The sequence below is a fragment of the Arthrobacter sp. Soil761 genome (assembly GCF_001428325.1).
Taxonomy (GTDB): Bacteria; Actinomycetota; Actinomycetes; order Actinomycetales; family Micrococcaceae; genus Arthrobacter.
In genome coordinates this window covers 115,255-139,132 of record NZ_LMSF01000012.1, presented here as the reverse complement: position 1 = coordinate 139,132, position 23,878 = coordinate 115,255, and the positions used below count along the sequence as shown (strand labels likewise).

Below are 23,878 nucleotides of genomic sequence, written 5' to 3'. Positions count from 1 at the left end.
CGACCGCCGTCGGGCATGACATCAAGGCCCGGCATGAATTCCGTGGCATGCGCACGGTGGAGCACTACTTCACAGTCCCGCTGGACCATTTTGCTTCGGAGGACCATGCCGTGGCCGGCGGCCAGCCTCGCGGCGAAACCATCACGGTTTTCGCCCGGGAGTACGTGTCTGCTGCGCACAGCGAAGAAGCCGCCGCGCGGCTGCCGTGGCTCCTCTTCCTGCAGGGGGGCCCGGGCGGCCGCGGCAACAGGTGGGGTTCCCTGGGCGGCTGGAGCAAAGCCGCGGCGCAGGACTTCCGCATCCTGATGCTTGACCAGCGCGGCACTGGACTCTCCTCGCCCATTGACCGGATTACCCTGCCCGGGCGCGGAAGCGCTGCGGAGCAGGCGGCCTACCTTGAGCACTTCAGGGCGGACTCGATCGTGGCGGACGCTGAGGTGATCCGCCACGCGCTGGAATCACCGCCCTGGACGATTTACGGCCAGAGCTACGGCGGCTTCTGCGCGCTTACATACCTGTCCTTCGCGCCCGAAGGTCTGCGCGAGGTGATGGTCACGGGCGGCCTTGCCCCGCTCACCGGTTCCGCGGACGACGTGTACCGGGCCACGTACCAGCGGGTGGCGGCCCGCAACGACGAGTACTTCCGCTGGTATCCCGAGGACAGGAACGTTGTGGAGCGGATTGCCCGCCACCTGCGCTCCACGCCGGAATTCCTGCCCGACGGCGGGCCCCTCACCGTGGAGCGGTTCCAGATGGCGGGGGCGTTCCTGGGCGGCAACACGCGCGTGGACAGCCTCCACTACCTGCTCGAGGACGCCTTTGTGGACACGGCGGCCGGACCGCGCCTGTCCGACGCGTTCCTGGAGCAGCTCCAAGGCGTCATCTCCCGCCGGTCCAACCCGCTGTACGCGCTGATGCACGAATCCATCTATGGCCAGGGCCAGGCCACCGATTGGTCAGCGTGGCGGATGCTCGGCGAAAACCCCTGGTTCCGGCCGGATGCCGACCCGCTGCTGCTCACCGGGGAGATGGTGTATCCGTGGTACTTCGAGCAGGACCCTGCCCTCCGGCCCCTGCGGGAAGTGGCGGAACTGCTGGCCGGCAAACAGGACTGGAAGCCGCTGTACGACGCGCGGGTACTGGCCCGCAATACTGTTCCCGTGGCTGCGGCAGTCTACTCGGACGACATCTACGTGGACCGGGAGCTTTCGCTGCGGACCGCCGCTGCGGTGCGCGGGCTGCAGGTCTGGGAGACGGCGGACTTCCATCACGACGGAATCGCCGACGACGGTGAGCGGATTTTTGCCCGCTTGCTGGGCATGGTGCGGTCAGGCGGCCGCTGACCGGCGGTGTGACAGGCGCGTGGCCACCGCTGCGGCCAGGACGGCCGCCCCGATGGTCCCGCCCAGAAGGTTCAGGCCCAGGTAGCCGGCAACACCCAGGACAAGTCCCGACACCGCGCCGCCCAGAGCCCCCGCGGCCCCCATCAGCATGTCGGAGACACCCTGGACCGCCACCCGGGCTTCCTGCCCCACGCTTTCCGCCAGGAGCGTGGAGCCGGAAATCGTGGCCGCAGACCAGCCCATGCCCAGCAGGACCAGCCCGGTGGCCACCGCGGCGGTTGAGGACTGGCCGAACCCGGCAACGGCCACCGCCGCGATCAGCAGCGTGAAGCCGATCATGATGGTCTCCATCCTGCCCGCCCTGTCGGTCAACCAGCCCATGACCGGGGAGAGCGCAAACATCCCGGCGATGTGAAGTGAGATGGTGAAGCCTATGATGACCAGCACGTCCCCCTCGGCAACGTGCCCGGCGTGCGGACCGGGTCCCTCCACGAGGTGCTGGAGGTGCAGCGGCGTCATCGACATCACGCCGACCATCACCGCGTGGGCTGCCACGACGCCCGTCACCGCCAGCAGTGCTGTCCGCGATCCACGGATGGCACGAAGCCCCCGGCTGAGCGAACCCGGGGAGGCAGCTGCGGCGGCCGCGGAGACAGTGGGTGGGGCGTCCATGGGAGGGGCTTGCGAGGGGGCGGCGGCAGCGACCCCGGTTCGCGCTGCCGCCGACGGCGGAACGGCTCCACCAGGGCCGGCGGCCGCACGTTGGCGTGCCAGCAGCAAGGGGTCGGGGCGAAGGCCTGCGAACAGGATTACAGTGGCAATGAGGAGCCCGGCCCCGGAAATCACAAAAGGACCAGCAACCGGAGGCAGGCCCAATGCTGCCCCCACGGCTGTGCCCGGCTGGATCAGGTTGGGTCCGGCAACGGCGCCGACAGTCACGGCCCAGACCACGGTGGACAGCGCCCGCCCGCGGTGTTCGGCAGGAGCGAGATCGACGGCGGCAAACCTTGCCTGCAGGCTCGCGGCCGTGCCCACCCCTATGCCTGCCGATCCAAGCAGCAGCAGGACGAAGAGGCCGGAGACAACGGCCAGCACCATCAGCACGGCGCCTGCCAAAGCGGCCGAGAGACCGGCCACCTGCCCGGCCCGGCGTCCGCGCCGTTCCGCCAGCGATGCCAGCGGCAGTGCCGCGGCCGCGGCCCCGAGGGTCATCACCGTGGCAACGGCACCCGCCCAGGCGCTGGAACCGGAGAGTTCCACGGCCAGGATTGAGCCTATGGAGACGGTTGATCCCGTCCCAAGTCCACTGAATACCTGGGCCACGCTCAAGAGCACAACAGTGCGCCGCTGCACGTGGCGCACGTCCTGCTCCATCACAAGTGTGCGGGCCATGTTCAGAGCATAGTCCCGGCGCGGCGCACGCCACAGGGGTTTTTGCCCGCTGCCTCAGGAAGGGTTAAATGCCGGATCCCGGCCGCGCGTGCGGCCGGGATCCGGCGGATTGGAGCGGGCGGGGGCGCCTAGTCGACGTCGCTGTGGCTCCTGCGGACGTCTTCCTCAAGCCGGGGATCCATCTTGGCAGCCTGCGCCTTGGAGCTGACCAGGCTGGCGACCACGGCGATGATGATGGTGCCCACAATGACGGCAAGGGAGACGAACGTGGGAATCTCCGGCGCCCATTCGATGTGGTGTCCACCGTTGATGAAGGGCAGCTCGTTCACGTGCATGGCGTGCAGGACCAGCTTGACGCCGATGAACGCGAGGATGAAGGACAGTGCGTGCTTCAGGTAGATGAGCCGGTTCATCAGGCCACCGAGCAGGAAGTACAGCTGCCGCAGTCCCATGAGGGCGAAAAGGTTGGCCGTGAAGACAATGAAAGGGCTCTGGGTCAGGCCGAAGATGGCGGGAATGGAGTCAACCGCGAACAGCAGGTCCGTGAGGCCGATGGTGATGAAGACGATCACCATGGGGGTGAACACCTTCTTGCCGTTCACCGTGGTCCGCAGCTTGCCGCCGTCGAACTTCTCGGACATGGGGATGACCTTGCGGATCCTGGCAATCAGCGGGTTTTCCCGGTCTTCTTCCTCTTCGCCCTCGTCCTGGGCCTGCTTCCAGGCCGTCCACAGCAGGAATGCGCCAAAGATGTAGAACACCCAGCTGAACTGTTCGATGACGATGGCGCCGAGCATGATGAAGATGCCTCGCAGGACCAGCGCGATGATGATGCCCACCATCAGCACTTCCTGCTGGTACTTCCGGGGCACGGAGAACCTGGCCATGATGATGATGAACACGAACAGGTTGTCGATGCTGAGGCTGTATTCGGTGACCCAGCCGGCCACGAACTGGCTGCCGAACTCGGCACCCGTGAAAGCGAACATGGCACCGGCAAAGGCCAGGGCGAGGCTGACATAGAAGGCTACCCACAGACCGGCTTCCTTCATGGACGGCTCGTGCGGCCGCCGGACCACCAGGAGGAGATCGATCAGGAGAATCAGGCCGAGGACGACAAATGAGCCGACCTCGAACCAAACAGGCAAATCAAGCACAGGGAAGCCTTTCGCAGGGTACACAAAAATGGTGTAAGTCTCTCCGGCCTGCCTGTGCACCTGGTGCTGATGCGGCGGCCCGCTACGCCCGGCAGGGCAACTGTGCCCTGCGTGTTGACGATCGTAGCGCTTGGGATACTCCCCTACGTGCCATTAACTGTACCCCAGGGGGCTGACCGGCGCGCCCCGGGACGCGGGCGCACGTCGCTGGATAACGTTTTCCCCCAAACCGTTGACGGCCGCCGGCACGCTTGCAATAATCACGTTCAGGCGAGAAAGCGGTTTCTCGCTTCGACCCGGCGTCCCGGCGTCATTCCCAGAAATCAAGGTTGGTCAATGAAGACTCCTCATCGCACTGGCGTGGTGGCCAAGGCCCTTGCCACCGCCGCTGCGCTGGCCATGCTGGCCAGCGGCTGCTCGTCCTCCCCCTCTTCATCGTCGGGCGACGGCGGAAACGTCACCATCCGCTTCACCTGGTGGGGCAACGACCTGCGGAACAAGCAGACGCAGCAGGTGATCGATGCATTCCAGGCTTCGCATCCCAACATCACCGTCAAGGCTGAGCCCGGGGTGTGGAGCAGTTACTGGGACAAGCTGGCCACCACCACGGCCGCCAACGATTCACCGGACGTGATCCAGATGGACCAGGCATACATCGCCGAGTACGGCGGCCGGGGCGCGCTGCTGGACCTGTCCAAGCAGGGCAACGTCGACACGTCCAAGATTGACCAGGACGCCCTGAAGTCCGGCCAGGTGAGCGGCAAGCAGTACGGCCTGAGCACCGGGCAGAACGCCAAGGCCGTGATGATCAACACCAAGATGTTCCAGGACTACGGGGTTCCCATCCCGGATGACAAAACCTGGACCTGGGACGACTACGCCCGGACCGCCGCCCAGATCGCGGCGGCTGCGGGCAAGGCCGGCCAGACCAACTACGGCAGCTCCTACTCCCTGACCGACTCCGACCTGAACACCTGGGCCATGCAGCACGGCGAGTCGCTGTACTCGGCGGATGGCGGCCTCGGCTTTGACGAGGGCACGGCAGCGTCCTTCTTCCAGAACGTGTTGAACCTGCGTAACAAGGGCGCCGCCCCACCGGCCAACATTGCCACCGAGGACATCAGCGCCCCCGTGGAACAAACCCTGTTCGCCACCGGCAAGACGGCCATGTCGTGGTGGTGGACCAACCAGGTGAATGCGCTCCAGTCCGCACTGAAGACCGAGGTGAAGATCCTGCGGGCACCCAGCTCCACCGGCAGCGCCAAGGACAACGGCATGTCCTACAAGCCGTCCATGTTCTGGTCAGTTTCCTCGCGCAGCAAGCACCCCAAGGAAGCCGCAGAAGTGGTCAACTACATGCTCAACAACCTGGATGCGGCCAAGACCATCCTGACTGAACGCGGCTTCCCCACCAACTCCGAGGTCCAGACGGCGATCGACCCGCTGCTGACCCCTGCGGACAAGGCCGCTGCCGCGTTCCTGAAGGACATCAAGCCGGACCTGAAGAGCGGTCCGCCGGTACCTCCCACCGGTTCCTCCGGCGTGCAGGCGCTTATCCAGCGGTACAGCACTGATGTCCTGTTCGACCGGAAATCCCCTTCGGATGCTGCGAAGGGCCTGATGCAGGAAGCTAAGGGAATGATCGACTCCGCCAGGAAGTAAGGCAACAGCACCACAGCAGAGAAAGCGCGACGGCGGGCACCCGGGGTGGGTGCCCGCCGTTTCCGGTCATGGCTGCGGCTGCCTGGAAAAGCAGCGCCTAGGCGTGGCCGGCCGCCTGCATCTGCCGCAGCTCCTTCTTCAGGTCGCTGACTTCGTCGCGGATGCGGGCCGCCACCTCGAACTGCAGTTCAGCCGCAGCGCCGTGCATCTGTTCCGTCAGCTGCTCGATCAGGCCCACCAGGTCCTCGGCCGGTGCAGCGGCCAGCCCGTCCGCACGCACCTGCGCTGCGCCCTTGGCGCCCGACTTGCTGCGCTTGGCACCCTTGGCCAGCCGGTTGTTGTTCAGCAGTTCCTGGGTGTCGGCGTCCTCGCGGGCCAGCTGGTCCGTGATGTCCGCGATCTTCTTGCGCAGCGGTTGCGGGTCAACGCCGTGTTCCTTGTTGTAGGCCACCTGGATGGCGCGCCGCCGGTTGGTTTCGTCGATGGCGTTGGCCATGGAGTCAGTGATCCGGTCCGCGTACATGTGCACCTGGCCCGACACGTTGCGGGCGGCACGGCCTATGGTCTGGATGAGCGACGTTGAGGAGCGCAGGAAGCCTTCCTTGTCTGCGTCCAGGATACTTACCAGGGAGACCTCCGGCAGGTCCAGTCCTTCACGGAGCAGGTTGATGCCCACCAGGACGTCGAAGCTGCCGAGGCGCAGCTCCCGCAGGAGTTCAACGCGCCGCAGCGTGTCAACGTCGGAGTGGAGGTACTCCACCCTGATGCCGTGCCCCAGGAGGTAGTCCGTCAGGTCTTCGGCCATGCGCTTGGTAAGCGTAGTGACCAGGACCCGCTCATCCTTCTCCACCCGGGTGCGGATCTCGCCCAGCAGGTCATCGATCTGGCCCTTGGTTGGTTTGACGATCACTTCGGGGTCGATCAGGCCGGTGGGGCGGATGATCTGCTGGACGAAGCCGTCGGCCTTGCCAAGTTCGTACTTGCCGGGGGTGGCGGAAAGGTAGACGGTCTGGCCGATCCGTTCCAGGAACTCATCCCACTTGAGGGGCCGGTTGTCCATGGCGGAGGGCAGCCGGAAGCCGTGGTCCACCAGGGTCCGCTTCCGGGACATGTCGCCTTCGTACATGGCACCGATCTGCGGGATGGTCACGTGGGATTCATCCACCACCAGCAGGAAGTCGTCCGGGAAGTAGTCCAGCAGGCAGTGCGGCGCAGATCCGCCGGGGCGGCCGTCGATGTGCCGCGAGTAGTTCTCGATGCCGTTGCAGAAGCCCATCTGCTGCATCATTTCGAGGTCGTAGGTGGTCCGCATGCGGAGGCGCTGCGCCTCCACCAGCTTGTTCTGGCCCTCCAGGACCGCCAGCCGCTCCGCGAGCTCGGCCTCGATGGTCTTGATGGCGCGGCTCATCCGCTCCGGCCCGGCCACGTAGTGCGACGCGGGGAAGACGTACATCTCCGTCTCCTCCCGGATGACATCGCCCGTCACCGGATGGAGGGTGTAGATGTTTTCCACTTCATCCCCGAAGAACTCGATCCGCAGCGCCAGTTCCTCGTACATGGGGATGATCTCGACCGTGTCGCCCCGTACCCGGAACGTGCCGCGGTGGAAGTCCATGTCGTTCCGGGCATACTGCATGGACACGAACTTGCGCAGCAGGGCATCCCGGTTCATCTCCTGGCCCCTGCGCAGCGTGACCATCCCTGCGATGTATTCCTCCGGCGTTCCCAGGCCGTAGATGCAGGACACGGTGGCCACCACGATGACGTCACGGCGGGTCAGGAGGGCATTGGTGGCGGAGTGGCGCAGCCGTTCGACTTCCTCATTGATGGAGGAGTCCTTTTCGATGAACGTGTCCGTCTGCGGGACGTAGGCTTCGGGCTGGTAGTAGTCGTAATAGGAAACGAAGTATTCCACCGCGTTATTGGGCAGGAGTTCGCGGAACTCGTTGGCCAGCTGGGCGGCGAGGGTCTTGTTCTGCACCATTACCAGGGTGGGGCGCTGCACCTGTTCGATGAGCCAGGCAGTGGTGGCGCTCTTACCGGTACCCGTGGCACCGAGCAGCACCACGTCCTTCTCGCCGTTGTTGATCCGCTCCGTCAGCTCCGCGATGGCCGCCGGCTGGTCGCCCGCGGGCTTGAATTCGCTGATGACCTCAAAGGGCGCTACAACACGGTTGATCTCCTGCGCAAGGCTCATGGATCTAATCTACAACCGGGCACCGACACTGGGCGGTCCCGTCCGTTACAGGCGAACAGCCGCCCGTCCAAGGACCTGCCTCAGGACGCGTACGACGGCGGCACCCACCCTGTTGCCTCGGCCCAGGCGGACATGCGCGGCCAGGCAACGTCGGTGAACCAGGGCTCCTTGGCGTCCGCGTAGGCCCTGGTGGTGGCGGAGTCCGCGAAGCGTCCTGCCAGGTCCGCCTTGTGCGCTTCGTAAAGCCGGACCGCGGAGGGGTCAGTCCGCAGCCAGTCGCGGAACATCAGCGCGTAACGCCACCCGGCCGAGCCGGCGGCCCGGACATGGACGTTCACGGCCCGGCACGGGTCCGCATTGGCGTGGAACCGCTTCTGCCATTCGGCATGATCAGGGGCGTTGGGCTTCGGGGTGTCCGATTCGGCTCCCCGTACTGCCGGGAAGCCGGCAGCCGCCAGGAGCGGTGCGATCCTGTCCGCGGTTTCCAGGTCGGGCACCACCACTTGCAGGTCGATGACGTCCTTGGCGGCCAGGCCGGGAATGGAGGTGGAGCCGATGTGGTCCACGGCCAGGATGAGGCCGGGCGCAGCCGCTTCCAGCCGGGCCGCGATCCGGGCCGCCTGCCGTGCCCATTCCTTCCGGTGCGGCTCCAGCACCGGTCCCCCCTTCCGCGGTGCGCGGGTCCCGGCTGCCAGGTTGCGCGCAAACGGCACCAGCCGCCCGTCCCAGAGCCTGTCTACCTGCTCAAGCAGGTGCTGGATGGTGCCGGAGTTGTCCAGGACGACGTCGGCAGCGGCCAGCCGTGCCTCCCGGGTGGCCTGGGCGGCCATCCGCGCACGCGCCGCTTCGGCGGTCATGCCGCGCTGCTCCTGCATGCGTTGCATCCGCACCTCGTCCGGGGCGTCCACCACCAGCACCAGGTGGAAGGCGGCCCCCTGCCCCGTCTCCACCAGAAGGGGGATGTCCTGGACCACAATGGCGTCTTCCGGCGCCGCTGCCGTGATGGCGGCGGCGCGGGCGCGTACCAGGGGGTGGACGATGGCGTTCAGCGCAGCCAGGCGCTCCTGGTTGCCGAACACCGCCCCGCCGAGCCGTGCGCGGTCCAGCCGCCCGGCGCCGTCGAGCATGTCCGCGCCGAACTCCCCCACAATCCGCTCGAGGCCCTCGGTGCCGGGCTCAACCACCTCCCGTGCCAGCGCATCTGCGTCCACCAGCACGGCGCCACGTTCCTTCAGCCGCGCGGCCACCACCGATTTCCCTGAAGCGATCCCGCCCGTCAGCCCGATTTTCAGCACCCCGCCAGCCTACTAGTCCCCGGCCGCAGGTCCGCCGCCTGGAAGCAGGGAGGTGAGGCCGCCGGCGGGTGGGCCTAGACTGGGGCGGATGCAAGAGCAAGACAGCCGGTCAGGCACCTACACCACGCTGGCGGCCGGCCGGGACTTCCGGCACGAACTCGAGATCAAGCGCTCCCGGTTCATCACGGTCCTGCGGAGGGCCGGCACGGAGGCTGCGGCCCGTGACCTGGTGGCGGACCTCCGCCGGGAATTCCACGACGCGCGCCACCATTGCTCGGCGTTTGTCCTTGGGCCGGACCGCACCATCCAGCGCTCCAGCGACGACGGCGAACCTGCCGGGACTGCAGGCATCCCCATGCTCGAAGCCCTGCTGAAGAGGGAGACCGCACCCGGGGTGACCGACCTCAGTGACACCAGTGCCGTCCTCGTGCGTTATTTCGGCGGCGTCCTGCTCGGCGCCGGTGGGCTGGTCCGGGCCTACTCCGAGTCGGTTTCGGCAGCCCTGGACCTGGCGCCCCTGGTCCGCCGCAGCAGGCTGCGGATCTGTTCCACGGCGGTACCGCACGCCGCCGCAGGGCGGCTGGAGAACGACCTGCGTGCCACCGGCGCCGTCATGGCGGAGACCAGCTACCAGGACCGGCACACGGTGCTGCGGATTGCCGTGCCGGACCACGCAGCCGCCATAGCTGCCGCAACTGACCGCGTCCTGCAGCTGACGGCAGGGTCTGCCACGCTCACGCCCGGTGAAACGGAATGGGTGGATGAAGCCATCACCTGAAGTGACCCTGGTGGACGTCGATGAAGCCGTAGCGGACCAGCTGCTCCAGCTGGCCAAGCGCGACGCCTCCCCGGATGAAGTCGCTCCCCCACTGGGCGGCCCCGGCTGGAACCTGGAGCGCACCGCCTGGTTCTACAGCTACCATCACGCTGCGGCAGCCGGGTTGGGAGGCCCCGCAGCGGAAAAGTCCTGGGCCGTCTTCAGCGGCAGCCGGATTGCCGGCTCCGTGCGCCTCAAACGGAACGCTGGTGCCGACGTGCCTTCCGCGGAAACCGGGATCTGGCTTGGCCGGAGCTTCCGTTCGCGCGGGATCGGCGCCGCCGCCCTGGACCTGGTCCTTGCGGAGGCCCGCCGGGCCGGCCTGAGGCGCGTCACCGCGCGTACCCTGGCTGGGAACCACCGCGCCCAGCGGCTGCTCGCGGCAGCCGGGGCGGCACTGACCTCTGACGGCGAAGGGACGGTCCTCGCCGTCGTCGACCTGTAGGCCCGGCTGAGCGCAACGCCCCATGCGTTGTCGGGCAGCTGCCAGCCAGCTGTCGCGTTAAAGCACAACGGGCCCCCGCTTTCGCGGGGGCCCGTTGTGTCAGCCCGGAATCCGGGCCGGCGGCAATTAGTTGCCGGTCAGCTTCTCGCGCAGGGCAGCAAGTGCCTCGTCCGAAGCCAGGGTGCCGGCACCGGTGTCGGTGGCAGCAGGCTCGGAGGAGTAGCTGGTGGCGCCGGAATCGCCGTCACCGGACGTTGCGGCAGCAGCGTCGTCGGCAGCGTGCTGGGCAACCTGCTTCTTGTGGGCTTCCCAACGGGCCTGGGCGTCAGCGTACTGCTGCTCCCAAGCGGCGCGCTGGGTCTCGTAGCCTTCGAGCCATTCGTTGGACTCGGGGTCGAAGCCCTCGGGGTACTTGTAGTTGCCCTCTTCGTCGTACTCTGCGGCCATGCCGTACAGAGCCGGATCGAATTCGGTGCTGTCGGCGTCGACGCCCTCGTTGGCCTGCTTGAGGGACAGCGAGATGCGGCGGCGTTCCAGGTCGATGTCGATGACCTTGACGAACAGTTCGTCGCCAACGGAGACAACCTGCTCGGCCAGCTCCACGTGGCGCACGGCCAGCTCGGAGATGTGGACCAGGCCTTCGATGCCGTCTTCGACGCGGACGAACGCACCGAACGGAACCAGCTTGGTGACCTTACCCGGGACGACCTGGCCCAGGGCGTGGGTGCGGGCGAAGGTCTGCCACGGGTCTTCCTGCGTAGCCTTGAGCGACAGGGAGACGCGCTCGCGGTCCAGGTCGACCTCGAGGACCTCGACGGTGACTTCCTGGCCAACCTCGACAACCTCGGACGGGTGGTCGATGTGCTTCCAGGACAGCTCGGAAACGTGGACCAGGCCGTCTACGCCGCCCAGGTCCACGAAGGCACCGAAGTTGACGATGGAGGAAACAACGCCGGGGCGGACCTGGCCCTTTTCCAGCTTGTTGAGGAAGGTGGAGCGGACCTCGGACTGGGTCTGCTCCAGCCATGCACGGCGGGACAGGACCACGTTGTTGCGGTTCTTGTCCAGCTCGATGATCTTGGCTTCGATCTGCTGGCCGATGTACGGAGCCAGGTCGCGCACGCGGCGCATCTCGACGAGGGATGCGGGCAGGAAGCCGCGCAGGCCGATGTCGAGGATAAGACCACCCTTGACAACCTCGATGACGGTACCGGTGACGACACCGTCTTCTTCCTTGACCTTCTCGATGTCGCCCCAGGCACGCTCGTACTGAGCGCGCTTCTTGGAGAGGATCAGGCGGCCTTCTTTGTCTTCCTTGGTGAGCACCAGGGCTTCGACCTGATCGCCAACGGAGACGACGTCTCCGGGGTCAACGTCGTGCTTGATGGAAAGCTCGCGGGAGGGGATGACACCTTCGGTCTTGTAACCGATGTCGAGCAGGACTTCGTCGCGGTCGACCTTGACGACGGTACCTTCGACGAGGTCTCCGTCGTTGAAGTACTTGATGGTCGCGTCGACTGCTGCGAGGAAGTCCTCAGCGGTACCGATGTCGTTAATGGCGACTACGGGGGTACCGGGCTTCTCGGTGGAGGTGATGGTCATGTAGTAGGGGCTCCGTTGTGGATAGTTAGTCGGTCAGGCAAACCGGCGCGCCCGCGTTATGGAACGCAGGCGCGATTCGCGGTGAATCCGACGGATCCTCCGGGTCATCCTGATTTTGTGGATTGCTTTCAATGCGCCCCGCGAGGGGACGCAAGTGCGTGCACGTGGTACACGCCCGTTTATTCTAGTCGCTGCCCGCAATTCGGGTCAAAGCGGGCAGGCGCAGTACGCCGGTGGCGCGTTCACCCAGGACCGGACCCCAAGCAGTCAACCGACCTCAGAAGTGGGTGAGGCAGTGCGTCGCCCGTTCGACGGCGAACATCTGCATGGCCGTCAACGCCGAACCTGCCGTGTGCTCCCGGATTTTGCCGGCTGCCGCCAGCGTAACCGGACTGACCCCGCCGACGTAGATGGACGACAGGGCGGACACATCGAGGGTCAGGTCCGCCTCCGCGGTTTCCGGCAGGCGCTCGACGGCGGCCTGGCCGCCGTCAGACGAAAGGGCGTAGGTTCCAGCCGTGAGGCCGAGCGGGTCCAGGACTTTCAGCGCCAGGCGGCCTGCTGCTGGGTAATGCCGCCCGGAGAGTGCCTTAGGGACATCGAGGATGCGCAGCCAGAGCATGTCCCGGCTGTCCGAGGAGTCGATGCAGCGGGGATCGTCCAGGGCCCAGGCCAGGGGGTCGTCCAACGGGGCTTCCGTCCAGGACACGCGGTCCACCAGATCGATGGCACCAAGGAACTGCCAGAGTTCCAGGTAGGCATCGTTGCTGCCGGCCAGCAGGTCCACTACTTCCACGGTGTAGGGCTCGGTGTCCCAGCCGAGGAACTTGTAGGAAACGTAGCCGTCAATGTCGCCGCCCGGGCCGTAGTGGAGCGCCACCTTGATGGCGGGGTCCTCCTTGCCGTCGCGGCCGAGCGCGCCCGACGCGAGCAGCCGATACCAGTCCTGCCGGCCTACGGACCCCGGAGTCAGCCGGTGCACCTGGTCGAAGACTTCAGGAGCCAGCTGCAGCAGGGCCTTGGGGTCGGCGACCTCCACGGTGCCGGTGGCCTGGTGCCGCAGGCTGAACCGCGCAGTGGTGTCCACCTTGGCAGTGCGTTCAAAGCTGGCCACGCCGTAGCCGAACCGGCCATAGATGGTTCCCTCTGATGCGGTCAGCGCCGCCACCGCCACCCCGTCGTCCTTCGCGAGCTGCAGGTCCTCGCTCATCATCCGCCGCAGCAGCCCACGCCGCCGGTGCGAGGTGCGGACGGTAACGGCGGTGACCAGGTGGGCTTCCACCAGGCGCCCGAAGCCTACGTTGAGGGTATTGCGCATGGTGCCGAAGGTGGCCACCGGCACGTCCGCGGGCAGCGAAGAGGGCGCTACCGGGCCCGTTTGGTAGGCGCCGGTGAGGACGCGCCGGTCTGCCTCATACGTTTCGAGCGTCTTCGCGACATGTTCCGGGGTGCGGGTGGATTCGTGGAAGCCGAAGGATACGGCGCGGCTCCAGGTTTCCGCCTGGGCGTAACCGTCTTTGCCCCTGGATACAGCCCCAAAGCGCCGGATTTCGTAGTTTCCACTCAGATCAGCCACGCACCCGAGCCTAGCCAAGACCTCCGGCGCCTGGCCAGCATCAACACACGTTAGTGCCCGGCGTCGTACCAGCTGGGTCCGACACCGATCTGGACTTCCAGGGGCACGCTCAGGTCCGCGGCTGCCGCCATCTGCTCGGTCACCAGTTTCTCCACGGCGGCCCGCTCCCCGGCAGCGACTTCCAGGACCAGTTCGTCATGGACCTGGAGCAGCATCCGCGATTTCAGGCCCTGCGCCTGCAGTTCGGCATGGACACCCAGCATGGCGCGCTTGATGATGTCCGCCGCCGAACCCTGGATGGGGCTGTTGAGCGCGATGCGCTCGGCGTTCTCGCGCAGCTGGCGATCGGTGCTGGTCAGGTCCGGCAGGTAGCGGCGGCGCCCCTCAATGGTGGCGGTGTAGCCGTCAACCCGGGCCTGGTCCACCACTCCCCGGAGGTAGTCGCGGACGGCGCCGAAGCGGTCGAAGTAATCCTTCATCAGGGTCCGTGCCTCATCAACGGAAATCTCCAGCTGCTTGGACAGGCCGAAGGACGTCAAACCATAGGCAAGCCCGTAGGACATGGCCTTCACCTTGGAGCGCATGGCGCTGGTGACCTGGTCCGTGGGGACGTGGAAGATGTTGGAGCCGACGAAGCGGTGCAGGTCCTCGCCGTCCCTGTACGCCTGGATCAGGCCCGCATCCCCCGAAAGATGCGCCATGATGCGCATCTCGATCTGGGAGTAGTCGGCGGACAACAGGCATTCGTAGCCATCGCTGACCACGAAGATGCCACGGACGCGCCGGCCTTCCTCGCTGCGGATGGGGATGTTCTGCAGGTTGGGGTTGTTGGACGAGATCCGGCCGGTGGCGGCCACGTTCTGGGCGTAGGTGGTGTGGATCCGGCCGTCCTCCGCCACGGACTTCTTCAACGATTCGAGCATCTGGCGCAGCTTGGCCGCCTCGCGGTGCGCCATGAGCTGCACCAGGAACTCGTGCCCTGTCTTTTCCAGGAGGTTCTTCAGGGAAGCGGCGTCCGTGGTGTAACCGGACTTGATCTTCTTGGTCTTGGGGAGCTGCAGTTCGTCGAACAGGACGGTCTGCAGCTGCTTGGGCGAGCCCAGGTTGACCTCGTGGCCGATGGCAGCGAAGGCCTGTTCCTGCGCCTGGTCGATCACCCGCGCGAGGTCGGCAAGCTGTTCATCCATCTTGTCCATGTCGATGGCGATGCCGGCGAGTTCCATGTCGGCGAGGACCCGGCTGACCGGCAGTTCCAGGGTGGACAGCAGTTCCTCCGCCTTGCGCTCCTTGAGCTCGTCCTCGAAGTAGCGGCTCAGGGCCAGCACGACGGCGCCGGCCTGGACCAGGGCGTCGGCGGCTGCGGTGTCGTCGCCGTCGAACGACAGTTCCAGCTGCCCGGCCTTGGCCGTGGCGGCGGGGATTCCCACATTGAGGTGGTGCTGGGCGAGTTCGGCGAGTTCATAGGTGCGGCGGTCCGGCTGGATGAGGTAGCCCGAGATGGAGGTGTCGTCCACCACGCCCTCCAGCTCCAGGCCGCGGGCAGTGAGTGCCTTGAGCGCGGCCTTGAAGCCGTGCATCACCTTGGGTGCTTCGGGGTCGCGCAGCCATCCGGCCAGTACATTTTCGGTTTCGGCGTCCTGGCCGGCGAGGTCGACGTAGACGGCGGCGTCGCCGCGCACGATGGCCAGCGCGGCGGCGTCCTCGCCAATGCGGCCGGGCACGAGGTCCACAGCGAGGGCGGTCCGCTGGCCGGCGCCTGCGGCCAGGAAGGCGGCCAGTTCGGCGGCACCGGCAGGCGTGGTGTAGTGCGGTGTTTCGATGCTGTCGCGTTCGGCGGCGGGAGTGTCAGCGTCGCCGTAGAGGGCAAACAGCCGGCCGCGGATGGCCTTGAACTCCAACTGGTCGAAGAGGTCCTCAATCGCGGCCTGGTCGGGGCGCGGCTGGTAGAGGTCGTCCAGGGTGACGGGGAGGTCAAGATCGGTGTGGAGCTGGTTCAGCCGGCGGTTGCGCTTCACGGCGTCGACGTTCTCCCGCAGGGCGTCGCCCACCTTGCCCCCGATGGAGTCAAGGTGCTCCAGGACGCCTTCCAGGCCGCCGTACAGGTTGATCCATTTCGCCGCGGTCTTGGGCCCGACGCCGGGCACGCCCGGCAGGTTGTCGGCCGTCTCCCCCACCAGGGCGGCAAGGTCCGAGTAGCGGGACGGGCTGACGAAGTATTTCGCTTCAATGGCCGCAGCGTCCATCCGCGGGATGTCGCTGACGCCCTTCCGCGGGTAGAGCACGAAGACGTTGTCCGTGATGAGCTGGAAGGCATCCCGGTCACCGGAGACCAGCAGGACTTCGAATCCGGCCTTTTCACCCATGGTGGCGAGCGTGGCCAGGATGTCGTCGGCCTCGTAGCCGGGCATTTTGATGGTCTTGATGCCCCACGCTTCCATGACCTGCGCGATGAGGTCGATCTGGCCGCTCATCTCGCGGGGGGTTTCGTTCCGGCCGCCCTTGTAGTCGCTGTACTCGGTCTTCCGGTGGGTGGATTCGTCCGAGACATCGAACGCCACCGCGATGTGGGTGGGCTGCTGCTCCTTGATGAGGTTGATCAGCATGGAGGTGAAGCCGTGGATGGCGTTGGTGTGCTGGCCGTTGGACGTGGAGAACTTGTCCGCGGGCAGGGCGAAGAAGGCGCGGAACGCCATGGAGTGGCCGTCAAGGACCAGCAGCCGGGGCTGGTCGGTGATGGGAATCACGGGCGCTTCCGTGGCTGAAACAGACCCACCGGCAGCGGGGGTGGCGGCCTTTGCAGCAGGCCTGGGCGTGGAGGACGAAAGCTGCGCGGCAGCCTCCTCAGCGATGGCCGAAGACGGGAAAGGGGCCGGTTTGGTTGTTTCACTCACAGGTGCCAGCCTAGTTGCCATGACAGACAATTTCACGCCGGGCGCTTTCGCGGAGGAGCTGGCGGCCGCCGGCATTCCCGACCACATGCACGGCTGGCTGGGCCGGTTTGGCGTTGGCGCCCTGGTGGTCAAAATGGGAATCCATTTCCTGGAGATGAGTCCGGAACGGACCGTTGCCACCATGCCGGTGGAGGGCAACACCCAGGTGGCAGGCATACTCCATGGCGGCGCGCACGTGGTGCTGGCCGAGACCCTGGGTTCGTTCTCCGCAGGGATGCACGCCGGTCCCGGCCGGCATGCCGTCGGCATCGAGGTCAGTGCCACGCATCACCGGTCCATTGCGAAGGGCATGGTGACGGGCACCTGTACGGCGATCCATTTGGGGCGCACGCTTGCCACCCATGAAATCGTCATGACCGATGCCCAGGGACGGCGCCTGTCAACGGCACGGATCACCAACATGCTCCGGGACGACGCCGGCTGAGGTACGTGCGTCAGGACCGCGGGCCCGTTCGCCCGGGCAGCAGATAGCGCAGCTCCACGATCCCCCTGCCCATGGTGCGGGACGCAGCCAGCTCAAGCGGCGGCGTCGGTCCTTTTACCGGGAGCAGCCGCTTCCCGCTGCCCAGGACCACCGGGATGACGGAAAGGATGATGTCGTCCAGCAGTCCGGCATCCGCGAACTCGGCCGCCAGGTTGCCGCCGCCCACTACCCAGATGTTTCTGTCCCCGGCCGCGCGCTCGAAGTCGGCCATGAACTCCAGGACATCCCCGCGGACGAACGTGATGTCTGCGCCCTCCGGGGCACGGTATTCGTGGTGCGTGAAGACGTAGCTGGGTGTGTCCGTGTACGGCCACCTGCCGGGCTCGTGCTCCATCAGCCAGGCGTAGGTTTCCCCGCCCATGACGATGCAGCCCACCCCGGACATGAACTCGCCGTAACTGTCGGCCCCGCCTTCGAAGCCGTCGAACTGCAGGAGCCAGTCCAGATCATCGGTGGACGTGGCGATGAAGCCATCAAGGGACGCGGCCACAAAATATTGGATGCGCGGCATGGCCCCAGCCTAGCCAAGCGGCCCAGTCCAGCCAATGGCCCGGGCCATGCCCGGGCTGCGGCTCTCCGGGCAGCAGCTTCCGGGAATGGCTACTTGGAGAAGTACGGAATGATCAGGTACAGCCCCACCAGGACAGCCAGGCCGCACAGGCCGAAGCAAGCATAAGCGAACGAGCGCTTCATGGCCGGGGACGGCTGTTCGGCGTCAGCTGCGATCGCCGTCAGCCGGACGCCGAGCGAGTAAAGGGTCACCACTGTTGCGGCAGCAACCAGCGTGGCGCCGGCAACGGTCAGGAGTTCCAACCACTTCATCGCCGATTCTCCTTGGGGTTGTTGGCTTTGGCATCGGCCTTGGCTTTAGCCTTGGCTTCGGCCCGGGCGCGGGCCATGGCCTTCTTCTTGGCGAACCGGACAGCCTGGCCGGCTTCCTCCACCTCGACGGCGTTCTGGTGGCTCACGGAGGACTTGCGTGAGTAGAAGAACATGAAGAGCACCGCGGCACTGCCGGCAATCGCGGCAATGAGCACGCCCACGACTCCGGTCTTCACCAGCAGGGCGGTCAGGGCACCGACGATGCCGGCGGCCGGCAGGGTGAAGAGCCATCCCAGCGCGATCTTGCCCACCATGTTCCAGCGGACGGTGGTCCCGCGGCGTCCCATTCCGGAGCCGATGACGGAACCCGAGGCCACCTGCGTGGTGGAAAGGGCGAAGCCAAGGTGGGACGAGGCGAGGATGGCGGACGCAGTGCTGGTCTCGGCCGCGAAGCCCTGGGCGGGCTTGACTTCGGTCAGGCCGGAACCCATGGTGCGGATGATCCGCCAGCCGCCGGCATAAGTACCGATGGCGATGGCGAGGGCGCAGGCGGCGATCACCCAAAGCTGGGGACCGGACCCGGGCGCCTGGCTTCCGGCGGCGATCAGGACCAGCGTGATGATGCCCATGGTCTTCTGGGCGTCATTGGTTCCGTGTGCCAGGGCCACCAGGCTGGACGTGAAGACCTGCCCCGTGCGGAAGCCGCCGCGCTTCTGGGTGAGCTTGGTGCCCGTCTCGGGATCGTGGCGTGACGTGAGGGCGTAGGCAAGGCGCGTGCAGACGTAGGCGGCAAGGCCTGCGATCAGCGGTGCGAAGACCGCCGGAAGAATGACCTTCTGAAGGAGCGTCTCAAGGTTGACGGAGTTGAACCCTGCGCCGACGATGGCCGCGCCGATCAGTCCGCCGAACAGTGCGTGGGATGAGCTGGAGGGCAAACCCTTCAGCCATGTGACCATGTTCCACAGGACGGCCCCCATCAATCCGGCGAAGATGATCTCCGGCGTGATCTGGACGCCGCCGGACCCTTCGCGGATGATGCCGCCGGACACTGTCTTGGCCACCTCGGTGGAAAGGAAGGCGCCCACCAGGTTCAGGACGGCTGCCAGGGCCACGGCTGTCCTGGGCTTGATGGCACCGGTTGCGATGGGCGTTGCCATGGCGTTCGCGGTGTCGTGGAAGCCGTTCGTGAAGTCGAAAAATAGTGCCAGTGCGATGACCAGCGCCACCATGAAGGTGATATCCACCTGTTGCCCAATCTGCAGAGTCGACGTTCAGCAGTTTCTCTTACCCGGCTGCCTTGGACAGCATAGTTCACCAGTTGTTTGCTTTGGAATGACTTGCGGCGATGGCACAACCGGCGGGAAACCTTATCGATCGTACGCGTACCGGGCAGGAGGTCAAAACACGGGCCCGGCCAGGAAAGAGCGGAGCACGTCCAGTTCCGCGGGCGTGATTCCCTGCCGCGGATGGGGCGACACCGTGAGGATGCGCCTGCCCAGGAAGCGTGCCCATGATTGTGCTTCAGCCTCGAACGCCAGCTGGTCATCCACCCACGCCACCGAGTCGGGTCCGGTCTTCTCGACGTCGCCCTGGATGGCCCGGAGCTTCCACCAGACGGCCCCGCCTGCTGCCCCGTCCGCGGCAAGGTATGGCCAGCCGCTGCCCGCAAGTCCGACGGCGGGACACAGGTATTGGGGCGCCAGCTCCTCCCAGCTGGTAAGCCAGACACAACGCAGCCCGGGCGTCATGGCCAGGGAGTTGAGCCCCGATACGAGTTCTGCGGCGAAGGTGACGGGCAACAGCCCAGCGTCGGCGCGCTGCCAGGCGGACCCCCAGCCGGTGGTTCCCTCCGGGCCGAACGGGCAGACCACGCCGTCGACATCCAAATAAAGCGTCCGCCGCACGCTGCACCTGCAGGGGCTTCAGCCCTGGTGGAACTGCGGCGGCCTGGGACCTGCATCCAGCGGCGGCGCGATTCTGCCCTCAAGGGCCGCCACTGTGACGTCCGGCAGGACGATGAGCCCGTCCAGCTCACGCCGGGCCCGCTTGTAGGCAGACTGCCGTTCGGCCGGGGTAGCCGCATGGTTCTCGGCAATCATGAGCAGTTTCCGTGCCACGGCAAGCCGTTCGCGTTCGGGGCCGCTGAACTTGCTGTCCCTGATCCGTATGGCTTCGCGCTCGGCCACATCCAGGGCCACCGCGAAGTTGTTCACGGCCTGCCGGTAGGCGTCAAGGCCGGCCACTGATGTCAGGTCTTCGGCAGAGGGTGGCCGCAGGCCGTCGGCTTCGCGTTTGGCGCGCAGGAAGGCGACCGTGAGGGGTTCCCGGACGTCCGTCATGAGGGGAAAGTCAATGAGCTTGCCCACGTCGAGCTCATAGTCAAGCCATCGCCGGTTGGTGGCATCGTGGGTGGCCATGAGCGACTTCACGTCGGCCACCGACGCCCTGGCAGCTTCGCGTGCCTGGTTCTGGAGTTTGTCCTGGTTCTGGAGTTTGTACAGTTCAACCCGGCGCCGGTACCGGCGCTCGCCGGCACGCCGCCAGCCGCCTGCCCAACGGCCGGCCACCGCCATCAGTGGAAACACCATCCACCACTTGTCGTACAGGAACTCCATGAGGGGCCTCACGCATCAATCCTCCCAGCCCGGGGGCCCGGCCTCAAGGCGCAGGGGCAGATCCATGCAGGCTGGCCGGCCGGCCCTCCCCCCTCCACGTCCTCAGGGTCCTCAGGGTGCCGGCGTGGCCTGCGATGCGTTGACGTTGACCAGCCAGGCGACTCCGTACCGGTCGGTGCACATGCCGAAGATGTCACCCCACGGCGACTTTTCCATGGGGACTGTCACCGCGCCGCCATCGCCGCTGAGCTGCTCGTAGTAGCCGCGAAGCTCCACTTCATCATCGCCGCTGAGCGAGATGGAGATGGCGGAACCCGGGTGGTACTCCATGCTGTTGGGGGTATCAGCGCCCATGAGGACCAGGCCCTGGGTGGTGATCAGCATGCCGTGCATGATCTTTTCCGCTTCCGCAGGATCCTCGCTGGCCTGGAAGTCACCAAAAGTGCTGAGTGTCAGCTCGCCGCCGAACACCTGCTGGTAGAAGTTCAGTGCCTCACGGGCATTGTCCCGGAAACTTATGTAGGGATTGAGGATTGTTGGCATGGCAGGTTCTCCTTCACAGGGGCCGGAACTGCTTCGGCCGGAACGCGGGCAGACAACATCCTGCCCTATCCGGCCGCCACCCGGTAGGGGAAGTCTCCCCTGTTCATCCCGTGTTCCGGGGTTTGAATGTCAGGGGACGAAACTGTTTCCGTGTCGAGGCATATCCCGCAGGAAAGGGTGCGGCGCGGGCCGCGGGAACGTAGGCTCGGGGCATGGCCCGATTCTTTGATGTGCATCCCCAGGACCCCCAGCCGCGCGCCATCGCGCAGGCAGTGAACATAATCCGCGACGGCGGCCTGATCGCCTACCCCACGGATTCCTGCTACGCGCTGGGGGCGCAGATGGGCAACCGGGAGGCGCTGGACCGGATCAGGAGCATCCGGCACCTGGACGACAAGCACCACTTCACGCTGGTCTGCCGCGATTTCGCGCAGCTGGGCCAGTTTGTGAACATCGGCAACGACGTGTTCCGCAGCATCAAGTCCGTTACCCCGGGCAGCTACACCTTCATCCTGCCCGCCACCAAGGAGGTTCCCAAGCGCCTGCTCCACCCCAAGAAGAAGACGGTGGGCGTGCGGATTCCGGACAACCGCGTGGTCCAGGCGCTGCTCGCCGAACTGGGCGAGCCGCTGCTGTCCAGCACGCTGCTGCTGCCGGACGAGGAAGAGCCGCTGACCGTGGGCTGGGAAATCAAGGAGCGGCTGGACCACCAGGTGGATGCCGTGATCGACGCCGGGGACTGCGGCGCAGAGCCCACCACCGTGATTGATTTCTCCAGCGGGCTGGCCGAGGTGGTCCGGCGTGGCATGGGCGACCCGTCCCGCTTCGAATAAACCTGCTTCGAAGTAACCCGGGCCGCACCTGCGGTCCCGGGGCACTTTGGCGGCGCCGCCGTCGTAATTTCCGACGGCGGCCGCCGTGTCCGTGCCAAAGTGCCCCGTTTTGGAGGGCGCGGGTCAGTCGCTGTTGGCGTCAGTCTGCTTTTTCGCCCGGCTGGGCTGGACCCGGGGCGGTTCGCCCGGCATCTTGGGGTAGTCCGGCGGGAAGGGCATCTCCCCCAGGCCGGCTTTGCAGTCGCGGTCCCACCATTCCAGCAGCGTGTCGATGGTCCCGGGCTTGGCGTTGAAGCCAGCCCAGGGGTCTCCCACCGTCTTCAACCGTTCCGGAACCGTGAGGATGGTGAAGTTCTTTGGATCCGCGTGTTCCAGTTCCTCCCAGGTGATGGGGCAGGACACGGGGGCGTGCGGCAGGGCCCGCGGGCTGTAGGCGCCGGCGATGGTGCGGTCGCGGTTGGCCTGGTTGAAGTCCAGGAACACCCGTTGGCCGCGTTCTTCCTTCCACCACGCCGTGGTTACTTTGTCCGGGATCCGGCGCTCCACTTCCCGGGCAGCGGCGATGACCGCGTGCCGGACGTCCAGGAATTCCCGTGTTGGTTCGACGGGTGCGTAAACGTGCAGCCCGCGGTTGCCGGACGTTTTGATGAAGCAGGTGAGGCCTGCCTCGGCGAGGACGTCCTTCAGCACCAAGGCGGCGGGAACGGCGTCGTCGAAGTCCGTGCCCGGCTGCGGGTCAAGGTCGATCCGCAGCTGGTCCGGGTTGTCCGTGTTCTCCGCCCGGGAGGGCCAGGGGTGGAAGACCACGGTGTTCATCTGTACGGCCCAGACGGCAGCTGCCGGTTCGTCAAGGACCAGCTGGGGGTGGGACCTGGCGCTCGGATACACCACCTTGACGGACCTGATGAAGTCCGGCGTGCCTTTTGGCGGGTTCTTTGAGAAGAACATCTCGCCTTCGATGTTGTCCGAGTACCGCTGGAGGGACACGGGCCGGTCCCCGTTGGCGGCGATGAATGCCTCCCCCACGTCGCAGATGTACCTGGCGAGGTCCAGCTTGGTCAGGCCCAGGTCCGGCCAGAGGACGCGGCTGGGGCTGGAGATGCGCATTTCGCGCCCGCCGTTGGGACCCGGGACAGTGATGGTGGTCTGTTCGCTCGCCATGGGGACAACGTACACCCGGCCGCCGGCAGACACCGGCATATCCGCCGGCCTCCGGCATGATGGAGCCATGCCCTCATCCGATCAGCAGCTCATGGTCGCCGTCGGTGACGCCTCGTTTTCCGCCGTCTACGCCCGTCCCGGGAAGCCCACCGCCACTGTGGTGGTGGCGCATGGTGCCGGTGCCGGCAAGGACCATCCGTTCCTCCGCGGCTTCAGCGACGCCCTGAACGGGCTGGGCCTGGCCACCCTGCGCTTCAATTTCCCGTACCTGGAGGCAGGGCGGAAGTTCCCAGACCGCCCTCCGGCTGCCATCGCCGCCTGGCGGGCCGCCATGGACACAGCCCGCGCCCAGGCGGAGGCCAACGGCGGCAGCGGCCCCGTCTGGGCGGCGGGCAAGTCGTTCGGCGGCAGGATGGCGTCCATGGCCGTTGCCGACGGCATGGAGGCCACAGGCCTGGTGTACCTCGGCTACCCGCTGCATGCCCCCGGCAAGCCGGAGAAACTCCGGGATGAGCACCTGTACGGGATCACGGCGCCGATGCTGTTCCTGCAGGGAACGCGCGACACGTTTGCCACGCCCGACATCCTGGCGGGCGTCGTGGCCCGGATCGGATCCAACGCGGTCCTGCAGTGGGTGGAGGGCGGTGACCACTCCTTTGCCGTGGCGGGAAACAAGCGCCCCGCCGATGAGGTGGGTGCGTCGCTGGCGCTTCCGGTGGCGGAGTTCATCGCCGGGCACGGCTGACGCTGCTAGGCAGCGTCCTCGTGCCACCAGCCTTCCCAGGCGGCGGAGGTGAGCCGGCCTTCCGGGAACGTGCCGGTGTCGGTGTTGCGGGACCCGCTGGCCTCACTGCGTCGGCCGTCCAGCAGGAGGTTGAGGCTGTTCAAGAGAAACATGGTGTGTCCTTCCGTAGGGGAATGCGGACCACGTTGTCCGCGTACTTAAGAGCGTAGGGAAGGCATGTTTCAGCACGTCGACGCGA

22 protein-coding genes are annotated in these 23,878 nt (G+C 66.4%); 7 read left to right on the top strand and 15 right to left on the bottom strand.

Annotated elements, in window-relative coordinates:
• The first annotated feature begins 47 nt into the window (after positions 1-47).
• Positions 48-1,343, top strand: a complete 1,296-nt coding sequence (locus ASG79_RS08760) for an alpha/beta fold hydrolase (protein ID WP_235509786.1) — start codon at positions 48-50, stop codon at positions 1,341-1,343.
• Here ASG79_RS08760 and ASG79_RS08755 read toward each other — a convergent pair.
• Both ASG79_RS08755 and ASG79_RS08750 read right to left on the bottom strand, forming a co-directional pair.
• A complete protein-coding gene (locus ASG79_RS08755; RefSeq protein ID WP_018771994.1) occupies positions 1,329-2,735 on the bottom strand; it encodes an MFS transporter in 1,407 nt (468 codons plus the stop codon). The two genes, ASG79_RS08760 and ASG79_RS08755, sit on opposite strands and share 15 nt — an antisense overlap.
• Positions 2,736-2,863: 128 nt before the next feature.
• A complete protein-coding gene (locus ASG79_RS08750; RefSeq protein ID WP_018771995.1) occupies positions 2,864-3,892 on the bottom strand; it encodes a TerC family protein in 1,029 nt (342 codons plus the stop codon).
• A 336-nt stretch (positions 3,893-4,228) separates the two neighbouring features.
• Here ASG79_RS08750 and ASG79_RS08745 point away from each other — a divergent pair, with 336 nt between their 5' ends.
• Positions 4,229-5,554: an ABC transporter substrate-binding protein gene (locus tag ASG79_RS08745; protein WP_026266194.1), complete on the top strand. Its 1,326-nt coding sequence runs from the start codon at positions 4,229-4,231 to the stop codon at positions 5,552-5,554.
• A gap of 97 nt (positions 5,555-5,651) precedes the next feature.
• Here the strand turns inward: ASG79_RS08745 and uvrB are convergent, their stop codons facing one another.
• Positions 5,652-7,751, bottom strand: coding sequence for an excinuclease ABC subunit UvrB (gene uvrB / locus ASG79_RS08740; protein ID WP_018771997.1), 2,100 nt, complete (start codon positions 7,749-7,751; stop codon positions 5,652-5,654).
• Between the two features lie 80 nt (positions 7,752-7,831).
• A complete protein-coding gene (gene coaE, locus ASG79_RS08735; RefSeq protein WP_056390216.1) occupies positions 7,832-9,046 on the bottom strand; it encodes a dephospho-CoA kinase in 1,215 nt (404 codons plus the stop codon).
• A gap of 88 nt (positions 9,047-9,134) precedes the next feature.
• Between coaE and ASG79_RS08730 the strand changes: the two genes are divergently transcribed.
• Both ASG79_RS08730 and ASG79_RS08725 read left to right on the top strand, forming a co-directional pair.
• The gene (locus ASG79_RS08730; protein ID WP_056390214.1) at positions 9,135-9,824 is read left to right on the top strand and encodes an IMPACT family protein; all 690 of its coding nucleotides are present in this window, start codon (positions 9,135-9,137) and stop codon (positions 9,822-9,824) included.
• Positions 9,808-10,308, top strand: a complete 501-nt coding sequence (locus tag ASG79_RS08725; RefSeq protein WP_056390211.1) for a GNAT family N-acetyltransferase — start codon at positions 9,808-9,810, stop codon at positions 10,306-10,308. Before ASG79_RS08730 ends, ASG79_RS08725 begins: the two co-directional genes overlap by 17 nt.
• 126 nt (positions 10,309-10,434) lie before the next feature.
• Here the strand turns inward: ASG79_RS08725 and rpsA are convergent, their stop codons facing one another.
• The 3 genes from rpsA to polA form a co-directional block, all read right to left on the bottom strand.
• Positions 10,435-11,910, bottom strand: coding sequence for a 30S ribosomal protein S1 (gene rpsA / locus ASG79_RS08720; RefSeq protein ID WP_018770974.1), 1,476 nt, complete (start codon positions 11,908-11,910; stop codon positions 10,435-10,437).
• 277 nt (positions 11,911-12,187) lie between these two features.
• Positions 12,188-13,486 (bottom strand): GNAT family N-acetyltransferase, encoded by a 1,299-nt coding sequence (locus ASG79_RS08715; RefSeq protein WP_200953157.1) that lies wholly within the window; start codon positions 13,484-13,486, stop codon positions 12,188-12,190.
• Between the two features lie 50 nt (positions 13,487-13,536).
• A complete protein-coding gene (gene polA, locus ASG79_RS08710) occupies positions 13,537-16,179 on the bottom strand; it encodes a DNA polymerase I (RefSeq protein WP_056390808.1) in 2,643 nt (880 codons plus the stop codon).
• A gap of 217 nt (positions 16,180-16,396) precedes the next feature.
• Between polA and ASG79_RS08705 the strand changes: the two genes are divergently transcribed.
• Positions 16,397-16,861 (top strand): hotdog fold thioesterase, encoded by a 465-nt coding sequence (locus ASG79_RS08705; protein ID WP_026266023.1) that lies wholly within the window; start codon positions 16,397-16,399, stop codon positions 16,859-16,861.
• A 10-nt stretch (positions 16,862-16,871) separates the two neighbouring features.
• On the opposite strand, the gene ASG79_RS08700 is transcribed toward ASG79_RS08705, so the two are convergent.
• From ASG79_RS08700 to ASG79_RS08675, 6 genes are all read right to left on the bottom strand, one after another.
• Positions 16,872-17,432: a dihydrofolate reductase family protein gene (locus tag ASG79_RS08700; RefSeq protein ID WP_056390209.1), complete on the bottom strand. Its 561-nt coding sequence runs from the start codon at positions 17,430-17,432 to the stop codon at positions 16,872-16,874.
• 89 nt (positions 17,433-17,521) lie between these two features.
• On the bottom strand, positions 17,522-17,743 hold the full coding sequence (locus ASG79_RS08695; RefSeq protein ID WP_056390206.1) for a hypothetical protein: 222 nt from the start codon (positions 17,741-17,743) through the stop codon (positions 17,522-17,524).
• Positions 17,740-18,987 (bottom strand): inorganic phosphate transporter, encoded by a 1,248-nt coding sequence (locus ASG79_RS08690; RefSeq protein ID WP_018770980.1) that lies wholly within the window; start codon positions 18,985-18,987, stop codon positions 17,740-17,742. Before ASG79_RS08690 ends, ASG79_RS08695 begins: the two co-directional genes overlap by 4 nt.
• A gap of 153 nt (positions 18,988-19,140) precedes the next feature.
• Positions 19,141-19,647, bottom strand: a complete 507-nt coding sequence (locus ASG79_RS08685; protein WP_056390203.1) for an HAD domain-containing protein — start codon at positions 19,645-19,647, stop codon at positions 19,141-19,143.
• Positions 19,648-19,665: 18 nt separating this feature from the next.
• The gene (locus ASG79_RS08680; protein WP_056390200.1) at positions 19,666-20,370 is read right to left on the bottom strand and encodes a hypothetical protein; all 705 of its coding nucleotides are present in this window, start codon (positions 20,368-20,370) and stop codon (positions 19,666-19,668) included.
• 99 nt (positions 20,371-20,469) lie between these two features.
• On the bottom strand, positions 20,470-20,901 hold the full coding sequence (locus ASG79_RS08675; RefSeq protein WP_018770983.1) for a VOC family protein: 432 nt from the start codon (positions 20,899-20,901) through the stop codon (positions 20,470-20,472).
• Between the two features lie 212 nt (positions 20,902-21,113).
• Here ASG79_RS08675 and ASG79_RS08670 point away from each other — a divergent pair, with 212 nt between their 5' ends.
• On the top strand, positions 21,114-21,734 hold the full coding sequence (locus tag ASG79_RS08670; RefSeq protein WP_018770984.1) for an L-threonylcarbamoyladenylate synthase: 621 nt from the start codon (positions 21,114-21,116) through the stop codon (positions 21,732-21,734).
• Positions 21,735-21,857: 123 nt separating this feature from the next.
• Here the strand turns inward: ASG79_RS08670 and ligD are convergent, their stop codons facing one another.
• Positions 21,858-22,895: a non-homologous end-joining DNA ligase gene (ligD, locus tag ASG79_RS08665; protein ID WP_056390805.1), complete on the bottom strand. Its 1,038-nt coding sequence runs from the start codon at positions 22,893-22,895 to the stop codon at positions 21,858-21,860.
• Between the two features lie 67 nt (positions 22,896-22,962).
• On the opposite strand from ligD, the gene ASG79_RS08660 reads away from it, so the two are divergent.
• Positions 22,963-23,640, top strand: a complete 678-nt coding sequence (locus ASG79_RS08660; protein ID WP_056390198.1) for an alpha/beta family hydrolase — start codon at positions 22,963-22,965, stop codon at positions 23,638-23,640.
• Positions 23,641-23,645: 5 nt separating this feature from the next.
• On the opposite strand, the gene ASG79_RS23835 is transcribed toward ASG79_RS08660, so the two are convergent.
• On the bottom strand, positions 23,646-23,792 hold the full coding sequence (locus tag ASG79_RS23835) for a hypothetical protein (protein WP_186447710.1): 147 nt from the start codon (positions 23,790-23,792) through the stop codon (positions 23,646-23,648).
• Positions 23,793-23,878: the final 86 nt, after the last annotated feature.